The sequence below is a fragment of the Streptosporangium sp. NPDC000239 genome, assembly GCF_040300765.1.
Taxonomy (GTDB): Bacteria; Actinomycetota; Actinomycetes; order Streptosporangiales; family Streptosporangiaceae; genus Streptosporangium.
In genome coordinates this window covers 150859-169589 of the sequence record NZ_JBEPEI010000001.1, presented here as the reverse complement: position 1 = coordinate 169589, position 18731 = coordinate 150859, and the positions used below count along the sequence as shown (strand labels likewise).

At 71.3% G+C, this 18731-nt stretch carries 10 protein-coding genes; 3 read left to right on the top strand and 7 right to left on the bottom strand.

What is annotated here, in order from left to right; all coding sequences use genetic code 11:
- Nucleotides 1–319 precede the first annotated feature (319 nt).
- The 7 genes from ABT340_RS00680 to ABT340_RS00650 are packed head-to-tail and all read right to left on the bottom strand — an operon-like array spanning nt 320 to nt 11744.
- Nucleotides 320–5743 (bottom strand): non-ribosomal peptide synthetase/MFS transporter, encoded by a 5424-nt coding sequence (locus ABT340_RS00680; protein ID WP_352008515.1) that lies wholly within the window; start codon nt 5741–5743, stop codon nt 320–322.
- Complete coding sequence (locus ABT340_RS00675) at nt 5740–6957, bottom strand: 2-oxo acid dehydrogenase subunit E2 (RefSeq protein ID WP_352008514.1); 1218 nt, start codon at nt 6955–6957, stop codon at nt 5740–5742. The genes ABT340_RS00680 and ABT340_RS00675 overlap by 4 nt, the downstream gene beginning before the upstream one ends.
- On the bottom strand, nt 6950–7924 hold the full coding sequence (locus tag ABT340_RS00670; protein ID WP_352008513.1) for an alpha-ketoacid dehydrogenase subunit beta: 975 nt from the start codon (nt 7922–7924) through the stop codon (nt 6950–6952). Before ABT340_RS00670 ends, ABT340_RS00675 begins: the two co-directional genes overlap by 8 nt.
- A complete protein-coding gene (locus tag ABT340_RS00665) occupies nt 7921–8856 on the bottom strand; it encodes a thiamine pyrophosphate-dependent dehydrogenase E1 component subunit alpha (RefSeq protein ID WP_352008512.1) in 936 nt (311 codons plus the stop codon). The genes ABT340_RS00670 and ABT340_RS00665 overlap by 4 nt, the downstream gene beginning before the upstream one ends.
- Nucleotides 8849–9079: a phosphopantetheine-binding protein gene (locus tag ABT340_RS00660; RefSeq protein ID WP_352008511.1), complete on the bottom strand. Its 231-nt coding sequence runs from the start codon at nt 9077–9079 to the stop codon at nt 8849–8851. The genes ABT340_RS00665 and ABT340_RS00660 overlap by 8 nt, the downstream gene beginning before the upstream one ends.
- Nucleotides 9058–10299, bottom strand: a complete 1242-nt coding sequence (locus ABT340_RS00655; RefSeq protein ID WP_352008510.1) for a condensation domain-containing protein — start codon at nt 10297–10299, stop codon at nt 9058–9060. Before ABT340_RS00655 ends, ABT340_RS00660 begins: the two co-directional genes overlap by 22 nt.
- The gene (locus ABT340_RS00650; RefSeq protein ID WP_352008509.1) at nt 10296–11744 is read right to left on the bottom strand and encodes a class I adenylate-forming enzyme family protein; all 1449 of its coding nucleotides are present in this window, start codon (nt 11742–11744) and stop codon (nt 10296–10298) included. The genes ABT340_RS00655 and ABT340_RS00650 overlap by 4 nt, the downstream gene beginning before the upstream one ends.
- A 331-nt stretch (nt 11745–12075) precedes the next feature.
- Here ABT340_RS00650 and ABT340_RS00645 point away from each other — a divergent pair, with 331 nt between their 5' ends.
- The 3 genes from ABT340_RS00645 (at nt 12076) to ABT340_RS00635 (ending at nt 18691) form a co-directional block, all read left to right on the top strand.
- Nucleotides 12076–18198, top strand: coding sequence for a non-ribosomal peptide synthetase (locus ABT340_RS00645; protein WP_352008508.1), 6123 nt, complete (start codon nt 12076–12078; stop codon nt 18196–18198).
- The gene (locus ABT340_RS00640; RefSeq protein WP_352008507.1) at nt 18198–18371 is read left to right on the top strand and encodes an MbtH family protein; all 174 of its coding nucleotides are present in this window, start codon (nt 18198–18200) and stop codon (nt 18369–18371) included. The genes ABT340_RS00645 and ABT340_RS00640 overlap by 1 nt, the downstream gene beginning before the upstream one ends.
- A 68-nt stretch (nt 18372–18439) precedes the next feature.
- Entirely contained in the window at nt 18440–18691 is a 252-nt protein-coding gene (locus tag ABT340_RS00635) for an acyl carrier protein (protein ID WP_352008506.1), read from the top strand.
- Nucleotides 18692–18731 lie beyond the last annotated feature (40 nt).

The window sequence follows — 18731 nt, the reverse complement described above, 5'->3', positions numbered from 1 at the left end:
AGAACCTCACCCCGCCGTGCCTGTCTTCGCCCCGGTGCGGACGGAGCGGGGACGAGTGCGGGTACCCCACACCGCGTCGTCCTCGCCGTCCGCCGGGGCTTCTCCCCGCCGGGCGCTCGGCGGGGAGGACCCGTCGGCCGGTTCCCAGTGGGGAGGTACTTCCGCTGGGAACCGACCGGCGGGAGTCCGGTCAGCGACCCGGGCTCCCCGGCACGTGCTCAGAAGTCACGCACCGGAAGGTCGTGTACCGCAGCGGAACACGCCCGAACCCGGTCGAAAAACATCAGAAGAGCAGGAAAGGCATCAGAAGAACAGAGGGTCACACTCCGGTTGGCTGCTTCTTGGCGGTGATGGGGACGACCTCGGCGAGTTCCTCCTGGCGCCGCTGGACGGTCTGGAAACCGACCAGGTCGTCGGGGAGCGCGTCCGGCACCTCCTCGTCGAACCTGGCCAGTGTCTTGATCCGCAGTCCGGCCACCGCGATGGCGGCGATGGCGAAGGCGAACAGGACGTACATCAGGCCGACGCCGCGTCCCGGGCCGGTGCCGATCACGGCGCCGAAGGTGTCGGCGAGCGCGCCGCCCGGCATCATCAGCGGGTCGAAGATCGCGCTGCCGTACGGCGCGACCAGGCCGAAGCCGATGGGCAGCGTGGACCACGCGATGAGGGTGTTCAGCGCGATGACCCGGCCGTGGAAGCGCTGCGGCACCTTGACCTGGATGATCGTGGCGTAGACGCCGTTGAGCATGGTCAGCCAGAACGACATCCCGAAGACACCGATGGAGACGATGACGAGGTCGCGCTGGAAGCCGACGACCAGGCAGAAGACCGACAGGATGAGGGTGGAGAGCATCACGCCGCGCAGCCTCTGCCGCCTGGGGCCACCCCAGATCGTCATGGCCAGGCCCGCGATGAAGACGCCCAGGCCGCCGAAGAAGGAGACCCGGCCGACGTCCTCAAGGGTGGCGAAGCCCAGCACCAGCGGGGAGATGAGCAGGAACAGCGGGGACAGGAAGACGTTGAGGAAGGCGAAGAAGAACAGCATCGCGCGGAAGCCCTTGACGCCCCAGGAGAACTTCCAGCCCTCGACCATCTCGGCGAGGAGGGTCTCCCTGCGCTTCCAGGCCATGGTCTTGGGGAAGCGGACGAACAGCAGGACCCCGATGGCGAAGACGTAGGAGGCGACGTCGAGGGCGAGGATGCCCTCCAGGCCGATCACCGCCATCAGGCCGACGGCGACCAGCGGGACGATCAGCTGGGCGGTACCGGTGATCATCTGTACGACGCCGTTGGCGTGACCGAGGAAGCGCTTGGGGACCAGCTGTGGGATCGCCGAGTTGTAGGCGAGGCGTTGGAAGGTGAGCGCCACCGACAGCACCACGAGCAGCGGATATATCTGCCAGACGTCCAGATTGCCGGTCCACAGCAGCACGCCCATGATCAGCTGGGTGCTGAAGGCCCCGATGTCACCGGCGAGCATGATCTTTCGCCGGTCGTAGCGGTCGACGAGGGTGCCCGCGAGCGGGGCGACCAGCATGCCGGGCACCAGCGCCAGCACCGAGAACAGGGCGAACCTGACGAGCGAGCCGGTGTGGATGTAGATCCACAGCGGGATGGCGAACTCGGTCAGGGACGATCCGACGATCGAGATGAGCTGGCCCGCCGCCACCGCGGCGAAGCGCCGCATGCTCGGCTTCGGCCCGGTCCTCGGCCCGCTCTCCGGTACGGCCTGGCCGTCCGGGGCGGGAGCCGGGGCGCCCTCCGAGCGGTTGGAGACACCTTCGAGCCACCAGGTGGAGCGTGCCGTACGGCGCAACTCCTCGGTCTCGCCGGAGGCGATGGCCTTGTGGGTGCCGGTGAGGATGACCGACAGTTCCTCGGCGCGGTACTTGAGGAAGAAGTGGCCCGCCTCGTCGAGCACGACCGCCGCGGTCGAGTCGGTCAGCAGGTGCCACTCGCGGAAGCGTTCCTGGTAGAACTCGGTCGCCGGGTCGCGTTCGCCCGCCACGGAGATGATCGGCGCCTTGAGCGGCTCGACCCCCTCCTCGAACAGGCGGGTGAAGTAGCGTTCGGCCTCCCTGGTGCCCTTGCGCCGGTTGTCGATGACCAGCTTGAGCTCCTCGCGGCCGAGGTCCTCGACGTCGAGGCCCGCGGCCTGCAGGGCGTTGGCCCAGACCTGGTCGCTGCGGAGCTTGTCGGTCAGGTTCGCCATCCACGCCAGCGCCGACTGCGGCCTGGCGAAGGGGAAGACGCCGCCGAGGTAGATGGCGTCGACCTGGCGGCCGGCCGCCTCAAGGCGCCTGGCGATCTCCACGGTCAGCATGACGCCGAGACCGCAGTGGCCGTAGAGCGTCAGCGGGCCCTTGATCCCCTTGAGGATCTCCTCGACACAGCCCTCGGCGACCTCGGCCACCGGCCGGGTCTCCTCGATCAGGCCCATCTCCTGGCCGGGTACCGCGACCGCGTGCAGCGCCCACTTCTTGGGCATCGCGTCGGCCAGCGGCTGGTAGATGGCCGCGCTGCCGCCGCCGTACGGCACGCAGACGAGGTTGGAGGTCGTGGCCCTGGCGGGGGTGAGGCGGTGCAGCAGCAGCCGGGGGCCGCTCTCGCCCGCCTCGACGACCTCGGCCAGTTCGCGCACGGTCCGGTACTTGAACAGGTCCAGGATGCTGACCTGGCGCCCGCCTGCGGGGAGAGCCTTCCGCAGGCGGGCCACCACCTGTGCGGCGAGCAGCGAATGTCCGCCCAGGTCGAAGAAGTCGTCCAGCACGCCGACCTGGACCAGGCCGAGCACCGCGGCCCACACCGAGGCGATCGCCTCTTCGATCGGTGTCGCCGGCGGGACGAAACCCGCCTCCTGATCGGGGCGTTCCTCGTCGGGTTCGGGCAGCCTGGCCCGGTCGACCTTGCCGTGCGACTTCAGCGGCAGCTCGTCCAGCCAGACGAAGCGTGCCGGGATCATGTATTCGGGGAGCCGCTCGCCGAGTGAGGCGCGCAGTTCGCCGACGGTCGTCTTCTCTCCCACGAGGTAGGCGACGAGACGGTCCTCGCGCAGGTCCACCACGGCGTGGGCGACACCGGGCTGGTCGGTGAGGACGGACTCGATCTCCGACAGTTCGACGCGGTAGCCGCGGACCTTGACCTGCAGGTCACGGCGGCCGAGGAAGCACAGGTCCCCCGAGGGCAGCCAGCGGCCCAGGTCGCCCGTCTTGTACATGCGGGCGCCGGGCTCGCCGTACGGGTCGGGCAGGAAACGGTCGGCGGTCAGGCCGGGCTGACCGAGGTAGCCGCGGGCGAGCCGGTCGCCGCCGAGGTAGATCTCACCGGTCATGCCGGGCGGGACGAGCCGCAGGTGCTCGTCGAGCACGTAGACCCTGGCGCCGGGCAGCGGCCTGCCGATGGGCAGGTTCAGCGCGCGTTCGGCCTCGTCGGTGACGGCGTGGGTGGAGATGCCGACCGTCGCCTCGGTCGGGCCGTAGTGGTTGACGACCCTGGTGTGCTCGGTCAGCTCGCGGGCCCAGCTCCACTTGGAGGCCTCGCCGCCGAGGACGAGCAGCTTGCGCGGCAGCAGCTCGGCGGGGTTCACGTCGGGGTCGGCGAGCAGCGACGCGAGGTGGGAGGGGGTCATCTTGATGTAGTCGGTACGGCCGAGCTGCTCGGCCAGGTCCTCGACCGGCGCCTGCGGGTCGACCAGGTGCAGTTCGCCACCGGTCATCAGCGACAGGTAGAAGATCGTCACACCGAAGTCGAACGACAGCGACTGCAGCAGGGTGTAGACGCCCGCGGGCTCGACGGCGAAGCGTTCCCTGACCCCGGCCAGGTAGTTCAGCACCTGCCGGTGCTGCACGCCGACGCCCTTGGGGCGCCCGGTGGTGCCGGAGGTGTAGATGACGTAGGCCAGGTTGCCCGGGATGACACCGGGATCGTCGAACGCGGTCTCCTCAAGCGCCTCGGCGTCGAGCAGGACGAGCCGGGGGCCGGAGACCAGGTCGGCCAGGTCCGTGGTGGTGATCACCACGGCGGCCCCGGAGTCCTCAAGCATGTAGGCGAGGCGGTCGCGGGGCTGCTTGGGGTCCAGGGGCACGTAGGCGCCGCCGGACTTCAGCACGCCGAGCAGGGCGGCGGCCACGTCCGCGGACTGGTCGAGCAGCACCCCGACCCTGCTGTCCGGGCCGATGCCGTGCCGGTTGCGCAGGAGCGCGGCGATCCGGCCGGAGCGCTCGTCGAGCTGGGCGTAGGTGTAGGTGTCGTCCTCGTGGGTCACCGCAGGGGCGTCGGGGGTGAGCCCGGCCTGCGCGGTGACGATCTCGTGGAGCAGGTCGTGACCGGTCGGCACGAGGTCGGTGCTCGACCCGAAGCCCAGGACGAGTTCCCGCTCCTGCTCCGACAGCAGCGACAACTCGCCGACCCGGGTGTCCGGGGAGTCGACGATGGAGCTCAGCAGGGTGATGAAGCGGGAACCGAGCAGTTCGACGGTCTCCGGGTCGAACAGCGCCGTGTTGTAGGTGAAGTTGCCGACCAGGCCGTCGGGGCTCTCGAAGAGGTAGAGGGCCAGGTCGTAGCGGGTGGTCCTGACGGGCATGGAGACGTAGGAGATACGCCCGTCCTCCTGGCCCGCCTTGTAGTTCTGCAGCGCGAAGGTGACCTGCACCAGGGGTGACCTGCTGACGTCGCGGACGACGTTGAGCTCGTTGACGAGCTGGTCGAACGGCAGTTCCTGGTGGGCGAAGGCGTCGAGCGCGGTCTCCTTGGTGCGGGCCAGGAAGTCGGTGAAGGCCGGGTCGTCGGCCAGGTCGGCGCGGAGCACCAGCGTGTTGACGAACATGCCGACGACGTCGTCCAGCTCGGGCAGGCCCCGCCCGGCGACCGGGGAGCCGACCGCGAAGTCCGTCTGCCCGGAGTAGCGCGCCAGCAGCACCTGGAAGGCCGCCATCAACGTCATGTACGGCGTCGCGCCGGAGGACTTGGCCAGTTCGGTCAGGCGCGCGGTGAGGTCGGCGTCGACGGCGAAGTCGAGGGAGGCGCCCTCGTAGCCCTGCTCGGCGGGGCGCGGCCGGTCGGTCGGCAGTTCGATGGCGGGCAGCCCGGCGAGCTTCTCGCGCCAGTGGTCGACCTCGCGGCGGTGGTCGCGTCCGCGCTGCCAGAGGGCGTAGTCGCCGTAGCCGACCTGGGCGGGCTTGAGGGTCTTGCCGTCGTGCAGGGCGAGCAGCTCACGGATGATGAGGTCCACGGACCAGCCGTCGACGACGGTGTGGTGGGCGGCCAGCAGCAGGACGTGGTCGTCGGGGGCGAGCCGTACCAGGAGGGTCCGCAGCAGCGGCCCGGTCTCCAGGTCGAACGGCGTCGCGACCTCGTCGTCGAGGAGTTCGACGGCGGCGTCCAGGTCGGCGGCCTCGGTGACGCGCAGTTCGGCGGGGCGGGGGCCGTCGACGACCAGTTCCGGCGTGCCGTCCTCGGTGGTGAGGAAGCGCATCCGCAGCGCCTCGTGGCGGACGACGATCTCGTCGAGGGCGCGGCGCAGCGCCTCCTCGTCGAGTTCGCCGCGCAGGCGCACCGCGACGGGAACGGTGTAGGTGGTGGTCCCCGGCCGGTACTGCTCAAGGAACCACAGGCGTTCCTGGGCGTGGGACAGGGGTGGGGTGACTGAGGGGTCCCGGGCCGTGATGGTCCGGGACTCCTCCCGGCGCCGGAGCCGCTGGGCGAGCAGTGCCCTTTTGGCGTCCGACAGCGTTGTCTCGGTCATTGCAGCTCCGTCCGGAGGGCGGCCAGGAAGTGTGCGGCGTCCCGGCCGTTGATCAGTCGGTGGTCGTAGGCGAGGCCGATGTTGGCGACGGTCCTCGTCGTCACCGCGCCGTCCTCCCCGAGGACGAGTTCCGGTTGTGGCGAGGTGATCGCGAGCGCACAGACCGTCCCCGGGAAGACAAGGGGGACCGCGAGGACGACGTCGGCGTCGGTGTGGAGGGTGACGGCGATGTTGGCGCCGGTGAGGTCCCTCTCCTTGAAGTCGCCTTCGGCCGCCGCCAGGCGGTAGCGCATCAGCGTGTCGGCGATCTCCTTGAGCGTCCCGGTCTCGCGGACCACCGGGACGTAGAGCCCCTCCCCCATGTCGAAGGTGACGCCGATGCGCGGGGCGTCGGAGAGCCTGGCGCCGTCGCCTTCCACCGCGGCGAAGAACAGCGGGAACTCGGGGTGCAGGGCGGCCACGGCCCGCACGAACAGTTCGGTGAGCCCGACCGGCCTGCGGACCTGCCTGCTGAGGTCCTTGGTGCGCTCCAGGGCGGGGCCGACGTCGAACTTCACGACGGTGTAGGCGGCCGGGATCGTGCTGTGCGAGGTGGTGACGGCCCTGGCGACGGCCCGTTGCACCCGGGAGAGGGTGTGCCGCGCGGCCTCGTCGAGCTCCTCGGGTACGACCGGCGGGGCGGGCGGTTCCTGGGTGAGGCCGGCGAGGCGTTCCACGTCGGCGCGGCGGATGACGCCGAGGCCGAGGGAGGCGATCTGCTCCGGGGTGATGCCGAGTTCGGCGATGAGGGCGCGGGCGGGGTCGGTGATGACGGGGTCGCGCGGCGCCGGGGCGTCGACGGGAGCGCTGCTGGGGACACTGACGGGAACGGCCGTCGAGGCGGCTGCCGGAACAGCCGCCGGGGCGACCGTGACAACCGCGGGGGCCGCCACGACAGGCGCCGGGACGGCGTCGGGAACGACCTCGGCGGGCGGGGCCTGGGGTTCCTCGGTGATCCTGGCCAGCAGCGCGCCGGGGGTGACCCAGGTGTTGAGCGCGGCGCCGTGGTGCAGGTAGCCGGACTCCTCGGCCTCCAGCTCGTCGGCCGCCTTCGAGGTCTCCAGGACCACGACGGGCTCACCGGCCCTGACCGGCTTGCCGTCCTCGACGAGCCACGCCACGACGAGGTACTCGCTGTCGTTGTTGTTGAGCTTGGGGACGCGGATGTCAGCCACGCAGGGCCTCTCGTACGGCGTGGTGGATCGTGGACTCCCCGGCCAGGACCTCGCTCTCCAGGTGGGCAGCGGTGGGGATGACGCTGTCCCGCGAGTGGACGAGGCGGACGGGGCCTCGCAGGCGGTCCCACACGCGCTCGTGCAGGAGGTGCGCGACCTCGCTGCCCCAGGTGCCGCCCGCCGTGCTCTCCTCGGCGACGAGGACGACGCCGCCCACGTACGGCAGCAGCGCCTCGACGTCCAGCGGGTAGAGGCGGGAGGGGACGAGCAGGCGGCAGGAGATCTCGTCCTGGAGCAGCAGGGTCCGCATCGCGGCCAGTGCCCGGTGCGCCATGCCGCCCGGTGCGATGATCACGCAGTCGGGTCTGCCGTCGGCCTCGGCGATGGCCAGTTCGCCGTCGCGGCGTACCGGGAACATCGGGTCGGTCTGGCCCATCTGCCGGGTGTAGAGAACCTTGTCCTCGAAGAACAGGCAGGGTTCGCCGCGTCCCAGCATCGAGGCGAGGGCCTCACGGTTGTCGTGGAAGGGCGACATCTCGTACAGCGACAGGCCGGGCATGCCGATGAAGTGCTTCTGCATGCTCTGGCTGTGCGTGGGGCCGTACCCCCTGCCGCCGCCGGTGGGGCAGCGCACGATCATCCGCAGTGGCAGGCGGCTGCCGTACATGGAGACCGACTTGCTGGCGAAGTTGCAGATCTGGTCGAAGGCGAGCGCGACGAAGTCACCGAACATGATCTCCGCGACGGCCGTGTTGCCGGTGAGGGCCAGGCCCGCGGCGACGCCGGTCAGGGCGCCCTCGCTGATCGGGGTGCCGATCACCCGTCCCGGGAAGCGCATCGAGAGACCCTTGGTGATCTTGAAGGCTCCGCCGTAGGGGTCGAGGACGTCCTCACCGATCACGTAGGCGGTGGGGTCGTCGTCGAGCAGCCCGTGCAGGGCCTCGTTGAGGTTCTCCCCGACTCTCACGACGTCCCCCGAGAAGACGACGCCTCCCAGCGGGAGGGCGGACGCGCGGCGATCTCCTCCGCGATGGCCTCGACCTGGGCCCTGACCGTTCCGTCGAGCCGGTGGAACTGGTCGGGGTGGTCGTTGGCGTAGCGGACGTACCAGTCGTTGTCCTTGGCCGCCTGTACGGCGTCTGCCGGGCGGATGTCGTCGCCCTTGCTGTGCGGGCCGAGCCGGTGGGTGGCGAACTCGACGATCAGGGGCCTGCCCGCCCGCACCGCGGCGACCGGCGCCTCAAGGGAGGCCCTGATCTCGTTGACGTCGGTGGAGACGACCAGGTGGTGGGTGATGCCGAAGGCCGCCGCCCTGCTCGCCACGCTCCCGGCCATCTGCGCCGTGGTCGGGGTGGACTGGGCGATGCCGTTGTTTTCCACGACGACCATCAGCGGCAGCCGCCAGAGGGCGGCGAGGTTCAGCGCCTCGTAGACGGCGCCCTCCCCCCAGGTGCCGTCGCCGATGTAGACGCAGGCGAGCGTGCCCGGTTCGGCGCGCTTGAGGTGCAGGGCGACGCCCGCGGCGACGGGCATGCTCTCGCCCTGGACGCCGGTGGACATGTAGCGGTCGCGGTGGATGTGCTGGCTGCCGCCGACTCCCCCGCAGACCGCGCCCTGCCTGCCCATGATCTCGGCGAGCAGGCCGTGCGGGTCGCGGAACCTGGCCAGGTAGTGGCCGTGGCCCCGGTGGTTGCTGAAGACGTGGTCGTGTTCGCCGAGCAGCGGGGTCAGCGAGACGGGGACGTACTCCTGCCCGAGGCAGGTGTGGGTCGTGCCGTTCAGGTCACCCTTGCCGTACAGCTCCAAGAGCTTCAGTTCGAAGTGCCTGACCAGGAGCAGCAGTTCCAGGTCGTCGTCGCCGAGGCGCGACAGCCTGAGCCGGTCGAGGGTCTCAGTCATCTCCGAGGGACTCCACGATCCCCGAGATGGTCGGGTTGTCGAAGAAGTCGTCAAGGGAGACCTCGACGTCGAGCCGCTTGCGCATCCGGGCGATGATCTGGGTGATGGTCAGCGAGTGGCCGCCCAGGTCGAAGATGTCGTCGTTTTCGTCGATCGGCGAGATGCCCAGGACTTCTTCCCAGATCTCGCGTACCTGGTCGGTCAGGGTGGTGACGGAACCCATCTCTTCTCCAGAGTGTCGTTCAGTAGCGTGTTGATCGGTTTTTCGGGGGCGGAGGTGGCGCGTTCCAGAAGAAGACGCAGGTCGTCGGCCACTTTTCGGGCGTCCGAAACCACCTCTGGGTCATAGCGAAGGCTGACCGTGAGCCCACCGGGGCCGTCGACGCACTGCAGGTGCAGCGCGCCTCTCACCGCGTGGTTGAAGACCGTCCACTCGACCGAGGCGTCGAGACCGGTGAAGACCGGGTCGGCGTCGCGGCGGGTGCGGTAGCTGACGGAGACGGGAACCAGCGCGGCGTGCGGCCGGATGCGGGGCATCGCGCGGACCAGCGGAACCTGACGGAACCGGTAGACCTCGCGCAGCCCCGCGCGTAGTGCGGTCGCGAAGGACCCGAAGTCCTCCTCGACGGAGGGTTCCGAGGAGACAGGCAGTTCGTTGACGAACAGGCCGATGTGGCCCGCCGCCTCCTTCGGCCGGGTGGACAGGTCGACGGCGGTGGTCACCCGGTCGTTGCCGTATCCCCTGAGCAGGACGTGCAGGGCGGCCAGTAACGTCTCGAAGCGGGTCAGCCCGGGGACCGCCGAGGGGGCGGCGGTGAAGCTCAGCTCCCGCCCCTCGCCGGCGCGCCGGGAGCGCAGCGTCCGCCCGAGCAGCACGGTCTCGCCCTGCTCCCGCCAGCGGGACTTCCAGAAGTCCCGCGCCTCGGGCAGCAGGGCGGCGACCCGCTCCCGCTCCAGGGCGCCGTGGTCGAGGGACTCCAGCGGAGTGAGCGGTTCCCCGTTGTACAGGGCGGCCAGGTCACCGGCCAGCACGTCCTTGGAGTGGCCGTCGAAGACCAGGTGGTGGGCGACGAAGACGAGCACGTGACGGCCCGGCCCCGTCTCCAGGAGGGTGAACCTGGCCAGCGGCCCCTTCTCCAGGTCGAAGCCGCGCAGGATCTCCTCCCGTACCGCGGCCTCCACACCCTCGGTCACCCGCAGGCGGCGCACCGGGACGTCGGCGCCGGGGACGAGCCGCAGCCCGCCCTCGGCCTCGGCGGCCACCTGGCCGAGCATGGGGTGGCGTTCGACGAGCGCGGCGCACGCCGCGAGCAGCGCGTCCGCGTCGAGGTCGCCGTCCAGGCCGATCAGCAACGGCATGTGGTAGGCGGTGCCCGCGCCGACGAGCTGCTCGGTCACCCACATCCCCTGCTGGGTGAACGTGACCTCGTGCCCGGCGTTCACGGCACCCGCTCCATGCTCGCGCGCAGGGCGCGCTTGTCGACCTTGCCGCCGTTGTTGCGCGGCAGGGCGTCGAGGGTGGTCACGTGCGCGGGCAGCTCGTGCGGGGCCAGCCTGTCCTTGAGGAAGACGCGCAGCTCCTCGGGGGCGAGCGGGACCTTGGTGGCCATCGCGACGGCGACGACGGTGCCGAGCACGGGGTGCGGAACGCCGAAGGCGGCGGCCTCGACCACGGCGGGGTGCTGGTAGACGGCCTCCTCGACGTGGATCGTGGAGACCTTGTAGGCGCCGGACTTCACGACGTCGCCCTCGCGGTCGACGAGATAGAGGTAGCCCTCGGCGTCGATACGGCCCAGGTCGCCCATCCGTACCCAGCCGTCGCGGAAGGTGGAGCTGTCCGGGTCGCCGTAGTAGGAACGCGGGGCGGCCGGGGAGCGCATCCACACCTCGCCGGTCTCGCCCGGCGGCAGCGGGTGGCCGTCGGCGGTGGCGATCCTGACCCGGCCCCCGGCGATGGCGCGGCCGACGCTGCCCGGACGCTCGGGGTCGAACATCATGACCGTCTGCGCGGGGGCGGCCTCGGTCGAGGTGTAGTAGTTGGTGATCGTCGCGTTGGGGAAGGCGGCGGTGAGCGCCTCGGCGACGGCGGAGGGCAGCGGCGCGGCGGCCGAGCCGAGCAGCAGCACGCTGGACAGGTCGTGGCGGTCGCCGATCCCGGCGTTGAGCAGTTCGATGGCCATCGCGGGCACCAGGAAGACGGTGCCCGCCCGGTAGGACTCGATCAGCGTCGCGAAGCGGCCCGGGGTGAAGCGCGGCAGCGTCACCACGGCGGGGTGGGCGTCGAGGGCGTTGATCAGCATGGCCTGGCCGGCGTTCGTGCCGATCGGGAAGGCGTGCACCAGGTGGCGCGAGTGCGCGAAGGGGCGTCGCTTCGCGCCGCAGCCGTACGCCAGGTTGGCGTGGGTGGCCGAGACGCCCTTGGGACGGCCCGTCGTACCGGAGGTGTAGAGGATCTGCGCGAGGTCTCCGGGCGCGGGATCGGCGATCTCATAGGACGTTTCCGCACGCAGCTCGTCGGGGGTCGCGCTCCAGCCGACTCCGGGCGCGTCGAGGCCCGCGGCGTGGACGGCGCCGCTCGCGCCGCAGTGCTCCAGCATGAAGCGCAGGTCGGCGGGGGCCAGGCGGTCGGAGAGCGGCACGGCGACCGCTCCGGCCGCGAGCACGCCGCAGAAGGCGGCCGCGTAGTCCGCCCAGTCCGCGTTCCCGAAGACGAGACCGACCCTGTCGCCCCTGCTCACACCCCGGGCTACCAGGCCGTTCGCGATCACGGTCGCCCTCTGGTGCCACTGGAGATAGGTGAGCGGCGCTGAGCCGTGCACGATCAACGCGACCCCGTCCGGGTCGGCTGCGGCCCGGTCTCTGAGCAACTGGGGAACGGTCAGGTTCACCAAGTGAACCTCCCACAAAAGATCGGATGTATGAACCCGGCGCATAAAGAGCGCCCGAGGTCTCTACAGGAAAGAATCTTTACTATTGTAAAACGAGCGCCAGTCTTACATGATCGCCACGGCCACGCAAGTCCTTTGGGAAGGTTGTCAGGATAGGCCTGGATCCCCCAGAGATGGCGGGCCTTGCGAAGCTGGGGAAGAGGTGTAACACTAACGACCCAGACCTAACTGAAAGGTTTCTTTCCAGAAAGAAGCCCTTCGTCTTCTGTGCTCAACTCGGCAAATATGCGCGGAGCGGGCTTTCGCATACCCATTTACGAGGCGTGCTCATGTGCGTGCGATCCCGCGGCCGCCGAAGGAGCTCTGCGTGCTTCAGCCAGAGACCATTTCCCCCGGCCAGCCCTGGACGGAGTATCCGCTGTCGTACGGCCAGCAGCGGTTATGGTTTCTTCACCGCCTCGACTCCGGCGACTCAACCTACAACACATCCTATGTTTACAGGTTGAAAGGTCGACTTGACACCGCCGCCCTCGAAGCCTCGTTCACCGCGGTCGCGGCCCGGCACGAAAGCCTGCGCACCCGTTTCCGCGAGGTGGCCGGGGAACCGGTCGCGGTCGTCGAGCCCCCGGCTCCGATCGTCGTCGAGCGGCTGACCGCGGCGGACGAGGAACAGGCGCGCACGCTGGTCTCCACGGTCACCAACACCTCCTTCGACCTGGCCGCCGCGCCGCCGTTCCGGGTGGCGCTGATCGAGCTCGGCCCGCTCGAACACGTGCTCTGCGTCGTCCTGCACCACATCAACGGCGACGGCTGGTCGCTGAACGTGCTGTGCTCGGAGGTCGCCGCCCACTACGCGGGCGGCGGCGTCGCCGACCTGCCGGCCCTCCCCCTGCAGTACGGCGAGCACGCCCGCGCGCAGCGCGCCGCCGAGAACACCGAGCTTCGCTGGTGGGTCGAGCACCTGACCGGGGTCTCGCCCCTCGACCTGCCCGCCGACCGGCCCCGTCCCGCCCAGCGCAGCGGTGAGGGCGGGGAGGTGCACTTCCAGATCGGCGGGGAACTGGCCGCCGGGATCGCGGAACTGGCCAGGCGCTCGCGCTGCACGCCGTACATGGTGCTGCTGTCCGCCTACCAGGTGCTGCTGGCCAGGCACACGGGACAGGACGACTTCTGCGTCGGCACACCGTCCGCGGGACGGGACAGCACCGACCTGGAGACCATGATCGGTTTCCTGTCGACCACCCTGGCGCTGCGCTGCGACCTGTCCGGCGACCCCTCCTTCGCCGACCTGCTCAAGCGCACCCGCAAGGTCGTGCTCAACGCGCTCTCCCGCCAGGACGTGCCCTTCGAACGGCTCGTCGCCGAACTGGACGTCGAACGGGACCTCAGCCGCACGCCGCTGTTCCAGACCCTGTTCGCCTTCCACACCCACGGCGAGACCGGCGACCCGTTGCCTGGTCTCGACGCCGAGCCCTTCCCGCACGGCTGGACCAGGGCCAGGGTCGACCTGTCCATGGACCTCACCCCCACCCCCGACGGCCACGTGCTCGGCACCGTGCTCTACAGCACGGACCTGTTCGAACAGCGGACCGCCGAACGGATGGTCGCCAGGTTCGTCAGGCTGCTTGAGGCGGCGATCGCCGCCCCGGAGACGCCGATCGGCGCGCTGCCCATGCTGCCCGAGGCCGAGCTGGCCCTGCTGGGCGAGTGGAACGAGACCTCGGCGGAACTGCCCGAGGTGACCCTGGTCGACCTCGTGCTCGACCAGGCCGCCGCCTCCCCCGGCGCCGTGGCCGTCGGCACGCTGACCTACGCCGAGCTGACCGCCCGCGCCGCCGACCTGGCCGGGCGGCTGGCCGCCGCGGGCATCGGGCGGGACTCGCTCGTCGCCGTCCGGATGGAACGCGGGACGGACATGGTCGTCGCGCTGCTCGGCGTGGCGATGAGCGGTGCGGCCTACCTGCCCGTCGACCCCGAGTACCCGCAGGCCCGCGTCTCCTACGTCATCGAGGACTCCGGCGCCGCCCTGGTCCTGACGAGCCTGGACGACCTGCCGCCCGCGCAGGCGGTTTCGCACACACGGCCCCGTCCCCGCGACACCGCCTACGTGCTCTACACCTCGGGCTCGACCGGGCGGCCGAAGGGCGTCGTCGTGCCCCACCGGGCGCTGACCAACTTCCTGCTCGCCATGCGGACGCTGGTCGGCTCGACGTCGCGGGACGTGTGGCTCGCGCTGACCTCCCTGTCGTTCGACATCTCCGCCCTTGAGCTGTACCTCCCGCTGGTGACCGGCGGCAGGATCGTCGTCGCCGACGCCGAAACCGCCCGCGACGGCGCCGCGCTCGCCCGCCTCGTCCAGGACGAGGGCGTCACCCACGTGCAGGCGACGCCGTCCGGCTGGCGGGTGCTGCTCAGCGGGGACCTGCCGAGGGTGACCGCGCTGACCGGCGGTGAGCCGCTCGCGCCCCAGCTGGCCAGGGAACTGCGGCCCAGGGTCGAAAGGCTCGTCAACGTCTACGGCCCGACCGAGACCACGATCTGGTCCACGGCCTGGGAGGTCCCCGAGGAGCCCGGCGAGATCGTCATCGGCGGCCCGATCGCCAACACCGTCGTGCACGTGCTGGACCCGGCGGGCTCACCCGCCCCGATCGGCGTGCCCGGCGAGCTGCTCATCGGCGGCGACGGGGTGGCCACCGGCTACCTCGGCCGTCCCGCGCTGACCGCAGAGCGGTTCGTGCCCGGCCCCGGCGGCTCACGTGTCTACCGCACCGGGGACCTGGCCCGCTGGCGGGGCGACGGCACCCTTGAGTTCCTCGGCCGCACCGACAACCAGGTCAAGCTGCGCGGCCACCGCATCGAGCTCGGCGAGATCGAGGCGGTCCTCGACACCTGCCCCGGCGTCGCGCAGGCCGTCGTCGCGGTGCGCGGCGAACGGCTCGCCGCCTTCGTCGTGCCCGTCGAACCGGGCGACCCCGGACTCCTCGACGCCGTCAGGGAGCACGCGGGCGGGCAGCTGCCCGCCTACATGGTGCCCGGCGTGCTCGTCGAGGTCGCCACGCTCCCGCTCACCCCCAACGGGAAGATCGACCGCAAGGCGCTGCCCGACGTCGAGGCGGCTCCGCGGACGGGCGCGACCGCGCCCCGAACCCCCGCGGAACGGCTGGTCGCCCAGGTCTTCTCCGAGGTGCTCGACGTGCCCTCGGTCGGGGCGCACGACGACTTCTTCTCCCTCGGCGGCCACTCGCTGCTGGCGACCATGGTCACCTCGCGGCTGGCCGTACTGTCCGGGATCGAGGTTCCGGTCAGGGAGGTCTTCCTGCGGCCCGGTGTCGCCGCGCTGGCCGAACTGCTCACCGGTGCCGAGCCCGCGCGTGACGGGCGGGACGACGAGGGGCCCCTGCCGCGGCCGGAGGGAGCCGGTCAGCCGCTGTCCTTCGGCCAGGAACGGCTCTGGTTCCTCAACCGGCTCGACCCGGACGACGCCTCCTACAACATGTGCCTGGTCAGGCGGCTGCGGGGACCGCTCGACAGGACAGCCCTGGCCAGGGCGTTCGAGGGTGTCACCGCCAGGCACGAGAGCCTGCGCACCCGCTTCCCCGAGGTGGACGGGGCGCCCTCGGCCGTCGTCGACCCGCCGGGCCCGGTGCCCGTCGAGGAGATCTCCGCCGCCGGGGAGGCCGAGGCGCTCGACCTCGTCGCGGGCCTGACCAACCGGCCCTTCGCCGACCTGGCCGACCGGCCGCCGCTGCGGGCCGTCCTCATCGAGATCGGCGAGGACGACCACGTGCTGTGCGTGGTGATCCACCACATCCTCGGCGACGGCTGGTCGCTCAACCTCATCTTCGAGGAGCTGGGTCACCTCTACTCGGGGGGCGCCGAACTGCCCCCGGTGCCGCTGCAGTTCGGCGACGTCGCCCACTGGCAGCGGGAGCGCGACACCTCGGCGCTGCTCGACCACTGGCGTGAACGGCTCGCCGACCCCACCCCGCTCGACCTGCCGCTGGACCGGCCGCGCACCGCCGCCGGCACCAGGGACGGCGACGTGGTCGAGGTCAGGCTGACCGCGGCGCAGGCCCGTGAGCTGGCGCTGCTCGGCAGGCGGCACGGCGCGACCATGTTCATGGTGCTGCTGGCCGCCTACCAGGTGCTGCTGGCCAGGCACACCGGCCAGGACGACGTCCTGGTCGGCACCGCCACCGCGGGCAGGGACCGGGTCCAGCTCGAACCCGTCGTCGGCTACCTCAGCGACACGCTGGTGCTGCGCGGCGACCTGTCCGGCGACCCCGCCTTCACCGAACTGCTCGAACGCACCCAGATCGGCGTCCTGGACGCCTTCTCCCACCAGGGTGTCCCCTTCGAGGAACTGGTCACGGCGCTGCGGGCCGAACGCGACCTCACCCGCACCCCGCTGTTCCAGACGATGTTCATCCTGCACACCCAGGACGGCGGGCAGGACGGCGGCGCCTTCGCCGGGCTGACCGCGTCGGCGTTCGAGCACGGCATGCGCCAGGCCAAGCTCGAACTCGCCCTTGAGGCCTGGCAGGACGAGCACGAACTGCTGCTCACCCTGGTCTACGACACCGCGCTGTTCGACCGGGCGACGGTCGAGGCGCTGGGCGCGCGGCTGCGGCTGCTGCTCACCGCGCTGCCCGGCGCCGCGGACGAGCGGATCTCCGCGCTGCCGCTGCGCACCGAGGAGGACGAGGCGCTGCTGGCCCGGCTGGGTGAGGGACCCGCCCTGCCCGCGACGCCCTCCGTCCCCGAACTGGTCGCGGCGGCCGTACGGGAGCGGCCGGACGCCGTCGCGGTCGGCTGCGGGACGCGCGCGCTGACCTACGCCGAGCTTGACGCCAGGGCCGGTGAGCTGGCCGGGCTGCTGCGCTCGCGGGGCGTCACCCCCGGGGACGTGGTCGGCGTACGGCTCGGCAGGACCCCGGACACGATCGCCGCGCTGCTGGCCGTCTGGCGCGCCGGGGCCGCCTACCTGCCGCTCGACCCCGACTACCCGGCCGAACGGCTCGCCTTCCTGGTCGAGGACAGCGGGGCGTCCTTCGTGCTCGACACGGTTCCCGAGTCCGTGCCGCAGGCGCTCCAGGCCGGGCCGGTGCCGGACGGCGCCGCCGCCTACGTGATCTACACCTCCGGTTCGACCGGCACCCCCAAGGGCGTGGTGGTCGGGCACGACGGGCTCGCCGCGCGGGTGGCGTGGATGCGCCAGGCGTACGGCCTGCACCCCGGTGACCGGGTGGTGCAGTTCGCCTCACTGAGTTTCGACACGCACGCCGAGGAGATCTACCCGGCTCTGGCCGCGGGGGCGCGTGTCGAACTGCTTCCCGACGGCGGCGTCACCCTGCCCGACCACCTGGCCGGGGTCACGGTCCTCGACCTGCCGACGGCCTACTGGCACGCGCTGGTCGACCAGATCGACGACGTCCCGTGGCCGGACACGCTGCGGCTGGTCATCCTGGGCGGCGAGCAGGTGCACGAGGCCGCGGTCGCCCGCTGGCGGGAGCGCTTCGGCGACCGGGTGCGGCTGGTCAACACCTACGGCCCGACCGAGACGACGATCATCGCGACCACGGCCGAGCTGGACGGCTCCCCGGGACGCCCGCCCATCGGCACGCCCGTCGGCGGCACCCGCGTCCTGGTCCTGGACCGGAACGGTCAGCCGGTGCCGCCGGGTGTGCCCGGTGAGCTGTGCGTCACCGGGGCGGGCGTCGCCCAGGGCTATCTGGGCAGGCCCGCGCTGACCGCCGAGCGGTTCGTGCCCGGCCCCGGCGGCTCACGTGTCTACCGCACCGGCGACCGGGTGCGCTGGCGCAACGACGGGCGGCTGGAGTTCCTCGGCCGCGACGACGACCAGGTCAAGGTCAGGGGCTTCCGCGTCGAGCTCGGCGAGGTCGAGGCGCGGCTGCTGGCCTGCCCCGGAGTCGGCCAGGCGGCCGTCGCCGTACGGGACGGGATCCTGGTCGGCTACACCGTCGGCGCCCCCGAGGGGGAGGATCTCGCCAGGCTGCTCGGGGCGACGCTGCCCGCCTACATGGTGCCCTCCCTGTGGGTGCGGCTCGACGCGCTGCCGCTCAACCGCAACGGCAAGATCGACCGTGCCGCGCTGCCCGCGCCGCAGGCGGCCCCCAGGGAGCGGGTCGCCCCGCGCGGCGACGCCGAGCAGCTGGTCGCCGACGTGTTCGGCGAGGTGCTGGGGATCGAGGACGTCGGCGCCTTCGACGACTTCTTCGCCCTCGGCGGGCACTCGCTGCTCGCCACCCGCGTCATCGCCAGGATCCGCGCCCTCGTCGAGATCGACGTGCCGATCCGCGTGCTGTTCGCGCGCGGCACCGTGGCCGGGCTCGCCGCCTCGATCGAGGAGATGCTGATCGCCGAACTGGCGGAACTGTCCGACGACGAGGCCGAGGGTCTCGTGCAGACCTCCCAAGGAAACGGGGAAGCGTGATGAGTCACCACGTCGTGGTCAACCACGAGGAGCAGTACTCGATCTGGCCCGACGGCAGGCGGCTGCCGGACGGCTGGCGTCTTGAGGGCTTCTCCGGCCCCAAGGAGGAGTGCCTGGCCCACATCGACCAGGTGTGGACCGACCTGCGCCCGCTCAGCGCAAGGAAGTCCTGACATGTCCGACGAGTGGATCTGGGGCTCGCTGGACGACGTCCGTGGCCGTCATCTGAGGAGGAGCGTCAATGGTTAGGGAACGGCTGGCCGCGATGGTGGCCTCGGCGTCGGACGGCGCCGTCACCGCCGAGGAGGCGCTGAACGCCACGGTCCCGCTGTCCGCCCTGGGGGTCACCTCCCTGGCCCAGATGCGGCTGATCGACGCGGTCGAGACGGAGTTCGGCATCGAGATCGACCTGTCCGGCGACGGCCTCGACCTGCTGGACGACCTGGGGGCGCTCGAACGCCACATCGCGCAGGCCGGAGACTCCGGCCCCTGAGGCACCCCTGACAGAGCGGTCGGGAGGCGTTTTTCGAACG